Genomic DNA, 8,137 nt, shown 5'->3' with positions numbered 1-8,137 from the left:
AGATATTCATGAAGATTGGCAATCGAGTTCAAGACAGTATATTAGTTTTACTGAATCAACAAAAAAGTGGATTGGTTAGATCCACTTGCTGACATAATGAATTTTACACAAGATTATGGACTTGACTGCGTTTTCTGACTTACTTATTTATAAAGGAGGAATTATGGATAATAATTTGTTATTAAACATGAAGACAAAGGTTAAGAAAATAGGTATTTCAATTGTATCATTAACACTTGTGTTTACAATGTTTATGAAAAATACTACAGTGTATGCTGCCATTGGGGGAGATGGTACAGATACAGTCAATGAAAATTATGAGAAAGGACTTTCGCTCCAACCGTTAGCACCGGCCTTTAGTATGAAAACACTTTTGGATTGGAGTCCGGAAAAGGATCCCGATGCACATTTAAACAAATCTTCTATTCCTTTGAATAAGAATAGATTTCAAGGACATCAAATCAATGACTTAGCTAATCCCGATGCTAAAATAACATCAGCTGCAATATCTAATGCAAATCATGATAAGACACCATCAACAGGTGGTGAAGATTTCAATATTTATTCATTTGATAACTGGCAGTATTTGGATTCGATGATTTATTGGGCGAGTTCTGAAGAAGGTGTTCTTGCGATACCTTCACCAGATATAGTAGATGCCGCTCATAAAAATGGTGTGCCTGTATATGCAACACTTCATTTTCCATGGGGTAGTGGACACTATGATTCACTTGAAGAACTAGAGAAAATGTCTGAAAAAGATGAAAATGGAAATTATCCTATTGGTGATAAACTGATTGAAGTGGCACAATATTTCGGGTTTGACGGTTATTTTTTCAATCAAGAATCATTTGGTTCAAATGAAGAAGTAGCAAAAAAGACAAGAGATTTGTTAAGCTATGTTCGCGAAGAGTCTAGAAAAAGAGGTTATCCTATTAATATAGGTTGGTATGATGCAATGGCTAATGATGGTAGTGTATCACACCAAAATGCAGTAAATAATCAAAATGATCTTTGGTTGAAAGCTCTCAACAACAAGGAAGATTATGCTGCTGATGAATTTTTTATGAATTTCAATTGGAATAAAAATCGAATTAAATCTACTCATGATTATATGAAAAATAGTTTAGATAGAAATCCGTATGACGCTTTTGCAGGATTTGAAATTCAACAAAATAGTTATAATACACAAATTAATAGTGATGCATTATTGGATGAAAATAATCAAATATTAAGTTCAATTGCTTTGTATGCTCCTAACTCTACGATGGGATTCGCGGCAAACGGAGAAGAATTTATCAAACACGAACAGATATTATATACTGGACCTCAAAAAGATCCTAGTTTAAGTGATGATTCTGAAAATTGGAAAGGGATGTCTCGTTTTGTTACTGATAAGTCTGTAATAACGGGAAATACTTTTTCTACCAGTTTTAATACTGGACACGGACGTAAATGGTTTGCTAATGGAAAAGAAGTTAGGGATAGAACTTGGAATTATCGATCCACACAAGACATCATGCCAACATGGCGCTGGTGGATTAAAGATCAAAAAGGTACTAGAATAGACGTTGATTATGATTTTAGTGATGCTTATAATGGCGGAACGTCCCTAAAATTTACAGGAGAGCTAGAAGAAAATAGTAACAATAACGTGATGCTTTACAGTACCAATTTAGATGTTTCAGAAAATTCAAATTTAGAATTAATGATAAAAGGTAAACAGAATGTTAATGTGGAAGTAGGAATCAGTTTTGATAAAGATTATAAACAAACTGATCAAGTTTTCTTTCCATTAAATATTGGTGACGAATGGACAAATAATAAAATTGACCTTTCAGAGTATAATGGTGAGACGATTTATGCGATTAGTTTAAGAGTTTCAAATAATCAACAAGAAAAAATTAATTTAAATCTTGGTGAATTGTCTGTTTACGATAAACAAGAAGCGATAAAAAATATCGTCAACGGAAAAGTAGATGAAAAACTTCTACATCACTCAAGAGAGGCAAGTGCACGTTTATCATGGGAGCACGTAAAAAACGCTGAAAAATATGAAGTCTATCAAGTAAATGATGATGGCATTGAAGTACTTTTAGGGGCTACACCAAGTACATTCTTCTACGCAGATAAAATCACACGAACTGATGATAATGCACATAAAGACGATAAAACAATTATTAAAATCAAGACTCTTGATAAATTTAATAATAGATCAGAAGGATTTGAAATTGATTTTGATTGGGGTGTTTCTTTGGATGGTAGTGACGTAAATAATGAGGAAGAACCTGTCAATATTGCTTTGAATGCAGAAGTTATAGATGTATCTTTTGAAAATGATGCTGAACCAGCTTCTAAAGCACTCGACGGTACTGCTACAGGAAATAGTAAATGGGCTGCCACAAATAAAAAATCAGGATTTATGACAATAAGACTGGAAGAACCACAACAAGTTAGTCGTTGGCGTGTAGAGCATGCTGAATATGGTGGAGAGGCTCAGAATATGAATACTGTAGACTTTTCACTTCAATATAAAGATGATCAAGGCAATTGGAACATAGCGAAATCAATTACAGGAAATCAGTTAGCAGTGACAGATGTAATGCTAGATGAACCTATAACAGCGCAAGAGTGGAAACTAGATATTACAAATTCGGGAACATCACCTTGGGGTGCTATAAGAATTTATGAATGGCAAATGTTTAATTCAGGAATGTCAAAAACCCCAATGTTAAATCAATACCAAATAAAAGCAGATTTTGAAGATAAGAGAATATTTGTCAATAATATACCTGAAAATTCTGTAATTAGAGTTTATGATTCACTTATTTCTGACGAAGTTCTGTATGAAGTTACTGCAACAAACACGAATAAAGTGATGATCGAAGATGTTGATTTCACAAACTTTGATCAAAGAATATACTTCACGATTCAAACAGGTGATTTGGCAGAAAGTCTAAAGAACAGTATTCAAAATTATGAAAACAGAAAAACAGAAGAAGTTTACATTCATGCTTATGTCAAAAATATGGGTCTGAACGCAACATTTGATATTATCGATGAGATGGGTAAAATTAGACATTTAGGCGGTACATCAGATTCAGGTTTAAAAACAAAGCTGCCAATTGGTTCATATCAGCTCTTATTTACTAGCTTACCTATTGGAGTCTATTATGATGATAAGCCTGTAAATTTTGAAGTAAAAGAAAATGAAATAAATGAAGTGCTAATTAATTTAGATTACTATGATGGTTATGAAGAACTTGGCCGTCGAATTTATGAAGCTAACAAAATAAAGTTAGAAGATTATACTGAAGAATCTGTAGAAAATTTTAAATCGACATTAGAATACTCTACAACAGCATATAAGCAAGAAGCAACATCAGAAAGTTACTACCTTGACATATTAGAAGAATTGGATACTGCAATAAATAATCTTGTAAAAAATAAAGATAGTATAAAGGAAGAACTACAACAACTATTTAATTTTGCGAAAACGATTGATAAAAACGAGTACACAACTGATAGTGTCGAAAAATTGGAAAATATGATCGAACAAGTTGAAGAAATACTTTCTGATAGTAATGCAACTCAAGAAGACTATGAGAAGGCGTATAATAACTTAAATAAGTCGATTAACGATTTAGAAATTAAGCAAGAAGTCGTTGACAAAACTTCTCTTAAAAAGTCACTGATGATACTAGAAAATTTAGATTTAGAATTATATGATGAGAAATCGAATAAATTAGTACAGGAGGCAATCGAGAAGGCGAATATTATCATTGAAAATGATGAAGCTACAGAAGAAGAAGTTGAAGAAATGAAATTATATCTAGAATCAATCCCATCAAAATTGAAATTAAAAGTAGATAAAACTAATTTAATGGACTTGATCAAATTAGTTGAAAAGGTTGATGAAGAAAACTATACAACTGATTCATTCGAAACTTTTAAACAGTCATTGGAATTTGCTCGTGGTATTGTTGAAAATCCGGAAGCAACTCAAAGTGATGTAAATACTGCTTATGAAAAATTAAGCGAAAATTATCATAATTTAATAGATATAAATATACCTAAAGAAAATTCAGTTTCGAAATTAAAAGAAAAAATTCAAAAAGCAAAACTATATGAAGCTGATAAATATACTTTAGAAAGTTACAAAGATTTGGAAGATGCTATCTTATATGGTGAAAATGTTTTAAATAATTTACCACCAAAATTGATAGAAAACAAAGAACAGTATGTTTTAGAAATAAGAAGTGTTTCAACAGAAGAAGATGTCCAAAACGCGATAAAACAGCTAGATTTAGCCATGGATAATTTAGTCGAAAAAGATACAGATGATATTGTAAAACCCACTGAACCTGAAGAACCAATCGATTCTGAAGATCAAATAGACTCTAAAGATCCTAACGATTCAACAAATCCAAAAACGGAAGATGAAATAGTTTTACCTTCAACTGGAATAGAAAATGAATCATATCAACTAGTAATCGCGTTGACAGTAGCTTTAATTGGATACATAATCTATAGAAAAACACGAAAAGAAAAGATATAACGAAATTGACTTAATTTTAGAGTAAATGTTAATTAATGGCATCTTGATGCTTTCAATTTTTTAGAAATTAATTAGAAAGAATCTGTATTACTACTTCGTGCTGTCCAGTATTAGATTAATACAAAATATTCAGTACCCTTAAATCCTTCGTATCACAGCCATACGAAGGATTTTTGTTGCGTATAAAACTAGTTGAATGGACTTAAAATTTTCCGGATGTTTGATTTTTAGATAGAAATATTTCTAAAGAAATTAAAGGTTGATTAAAGATTTGGAATTAAAGATATTTGCTAAATATCTTAAGCTGAAATTGCAGAAATAAAAATATTTATAATTAGAAGAATAAAATCAAAATTATGAAAAGCATTGACATTAACGTAAACTCTATGTAATATGTAGTAAGTAGTAAGTAGTAAGTAATAAGTAGCGAGTAGTAAGTAGTAAGTGGCAAATAGTTGCAACGACTAGCTGCTATAATTTACTTCATAAGGAGAAAAAACATGAATCTATTATTAATTGATGAATTATATCTTTGTTCACTAAACAAAAAAGGAAAAATTTCTGGAAGTTCAAACAAGCTGAATTTATTTTTAGCAGGTTTGATGACGCTAAAGTTAGAAGAAATTATTGGTATAGAAAATCAAAGAATTGAAGTTATCACAGATTTACCAGCTGATTTAGAAAGATTACAAGTTCTGTATAATTTGTTAAAAACAACCAAGAGTAACAAAGTTGTAGACATTTACTCGAAATTTGAATCGAGCATGGATGGAAAAATGATTCAATTTTTTGAAGATGTGGGAGATTACCTTAATGAAAAGAGAATCGTTGAATTACAAAGAGGAAGAAAAGGAAAAATAATACAACAAACAAATAAATATATTCCCAACCAAGCTAAAGTGGATGGTATAGTGCAAAGAATTAGAGCTGAAGTATTAGAAGATGATATCATGACAGAAGATACCTTGCTTCTTGTGTACTTCTTAGATAAAAGTGAAAAACTAGACATTTATTTCTCAAAATATGAACAGAGTCAATTAGAAAACAAAATTAATCAAATAAAAAATAACTCTGAGAGTCTAGAATTAACAAAGATTGTGAAAGCAATAAACGATCTTGAAAGCATGATAGCAGTTTTCACAGTATTATTGATGTCCCATGGCTCGTAAAAGAAAAATTGAAGATATTATGACATCCGAATATGTTACAATTGGTGAATTAGTTCAGTTAACACGGATGCGATATAGCACACTAAAGCATTATACAGAACAGGGAATGATCCCCTTTGAACAGCTCGGACAGAATTTGACAAGAAGATATAAAAGAATTGAAACTCTAGAACGTATAGAAAAAATACAGAGTCTTAAAGATTTAGGCTTAACTATACCTGAAATTATTGATGAACTAAATAAAGAAAACTAATAACGAATTAATATAGTAGAATTTGTTAAATAAAAGTCATTAACAAATTTGGAAGGTCAAATGGTTATTCCCTACTATTACACTCAAGGCAGTCTTTTCATAAGATTGCTTTTTTTATGATGAATTATTGGCGATAAAACATGGGGTGTGACTATATTGTAATGACTTTAAATTATAGACTAATGTCATTAAGAAAGTTATTATTGTTTGATTTTGAGATAGGAAGCGCCTTTAAAGAAATTCATAAGTTCATAAAGTTTATATGTCAAATTCATTAATTTAGTGAGAATTAGCTTAATCTAATTAATGGATAACGTGTACTTATTCATGCCCACCAGATCCGAATTGACGACAACGTTAATAAATTCACAAAATAATTTGTTATTGTCAAGATAGAAGTGGAGGAAGTCATGAAAAAAATCATAAAGAATTTTATAATGCTTATTATGGTCATCTCGTTAATGGGTGTAAGTATGTCTCAAAATATTTTTGCTCAAGAATCTAGTCGTTCATTACTCGATGTGACCTCATTCAAAATTGAAGTCAGAAAGAAGGGGGTTTTTTATCCTTTTTTTGAAAATGGTGAAATTAAAGGTCAAGATTTAAAAGAAAATGATACTGTTCGATTTACAATAAATTGGGAAATTACTAAAGAAAATATGGAACATATCGTTCCATATGACTCCTTAAAAGTTAAATTACCAAGTGAGTATTTCAATGCAAAAGACAGTGAATTTATCGACATAAAAGGTCCTAAAGATGAAGTTTTAGGGACATGGAGAATTAAGAATGGTTATATTGAACTAAAGGTTTCAGAACTTGGTAAATCAAAACAATTTTTATCAAATGGTGTTCTGAGTTTTTTAGGTACTGTTGATCAAGCATCTAAAGATGTTGTCATTGATATTGGTGGTGTTGAAATACCGCCGTTTGAGATTAAGCCGGATGATAAGGAGTATACAGAAGATGATGGGTATCCTTATTATAAACATGGTTATCAATCAGCTGGTGATGAGATTACATGGGAAATTGGCGTTAATGCAATGAATCAAAAAAACATTTACGAAAATCAAAATTTTGATAAACTAAAAAATGTTATTCTCACTGATGATATGAGCCCGACAATGGAAGTTATTGATATTGATATTTTATTTGCTTTGAAGGTTCCTTTAAAAAATGGAAAAATGTCAAATGAAGTCTTGGAATTTTCGCATGTGACGGATATGTTTGATCTCATTGAATCAACGACGGATGAAAGCTATGATGACTTTGCTACTCGAATTAAAAATTCGTCAAGAGAAACAATTGGAATCTATAATAAAAAATCAGTTATCATTAATTTCAAAGATTTGCCGAATGATGAGACAGGTGGATTGAAATTATTTAAGTCTGATGAGAGTCTTGAAAAACTATTGGATGATTATATCATCTACGATCGTATTACAGAGGCTCAAAAAGAAGTCATGTTAAAAAAATATGGATTGAAAAATCCAGTGAATGGTCAAATGATTTCATTTACTGTTTTAATAAAAACTAAAATTCAGGGACCATCGGCAGAATATAAAAATAAGGTTAAAATAACCTATGATGATACAACCATTGAAAGAGAATCGAATTTAGTTGATTATGTTGATATGAAAGGTTCAGTTATACCAGGTGAAGCAGGGGATGTTGTGATTTTAAAGTTAGATAAATCTACGGGAAAACCGATATCGAATGCTAAATTTAAACTTCAAAAAAAATCATTGTCTGGATTTAATGACTACCTTGATGAATCGAAACAGTTGGTTAAATCCTCAGATTCTAATGGCTATGTATCATTCTCAGCATTGGATATTGGCGAGTATAAAATTATTGAGGTTGAGCCAGCATCAGGTTATTCTAAACATATTGAATTTGAGAATGGTGATCAATTTGAAATAAAGGGGACAGAAACGAAGGTATTGCAGTTCAAAGTGTTTAATACAAAAAATGAGAGTGCAAAAGTATCCATAAAACTAAACAAAAATCTATTAAATGCTTCTCTCGAGGCTAATCAATTTGAATTTGAATTGTTGGATAGTCAAGGGAATGTACTTGAAACAGTGGGTAATGCAGGAGATGGTAGTATAAACTTTACTGAGCTTGAGTTTAGTGAGGCAGGAACGTTTGTGTACC

4 protein-coding genes are annotated in these 8,137 nt (G+C 30.9%); all 4 read left to right on the top strand.

What is annotated here, in order from left to right; all coding sequences use genetic code 11:
• Positions 1-163: 163 nt before the first annotated feature.
• On the top strand, positions 164-4,558 hold the full coding sequence (locus GVV10_RS03720) for an endo-beta-N-acetylglucosaminidase (RefSeq protein WP_159519724.1): 4,395 nt from the start codon (positions 164-166) through the stop codon (positions 4,556-4,558).
• A gap of 500 nt (positions 4,559-5,058) precedes the next feature.
• Entirely contained in the window at positions 5,059-5,727 is a 669-nt protein-coding gene (locus tag GVV10_RS03715; protein ID WP_159519722.1) for a GPP34 family phosphoprotein, read from the top strand.
• A complete protein-coding gene (locus GVV10_RS03710) occupies positions 5,717-5,980 on the top strand; it encodes a helix-turn-helix domain-containing protein (RefSeq protein WP_159519720.1) in 264 nt (87 codons plus the stop codon). Before GVV10_RS03715 ends, GVV10_RS03710 begins: the two co-directional genes overlap by 11 nt.
• A 410-nt stretch (positions 5,981-6,390) precedes the next feature.
• Positions 6,391-8,137, top strand: a 1,747-nt coding sequence (locus tag GVV10_RS03705; RefSeq protein WP_201289981.1) for a prealbumin-like fold domain-containing protein, incomplete at its 3' end; no start/stop codon positions are given.

Origin of the sequence: Erysipelothrix urinaevulpis (assembly GCF_009828835.1) — a bacterium.
Lineage (GTDB): Bacteria > Bacillota_I > Bacilli_A > Erysipelotrichales > Erysipelotrichaceae > Erysipelothrix > Erysipelothrix urinaevulpis.
The sequence above is the reverse complement of the archived record's forward strand: the minus strand, read 5'-3'. Positions and strand labels throughout refer to the sequence as shown.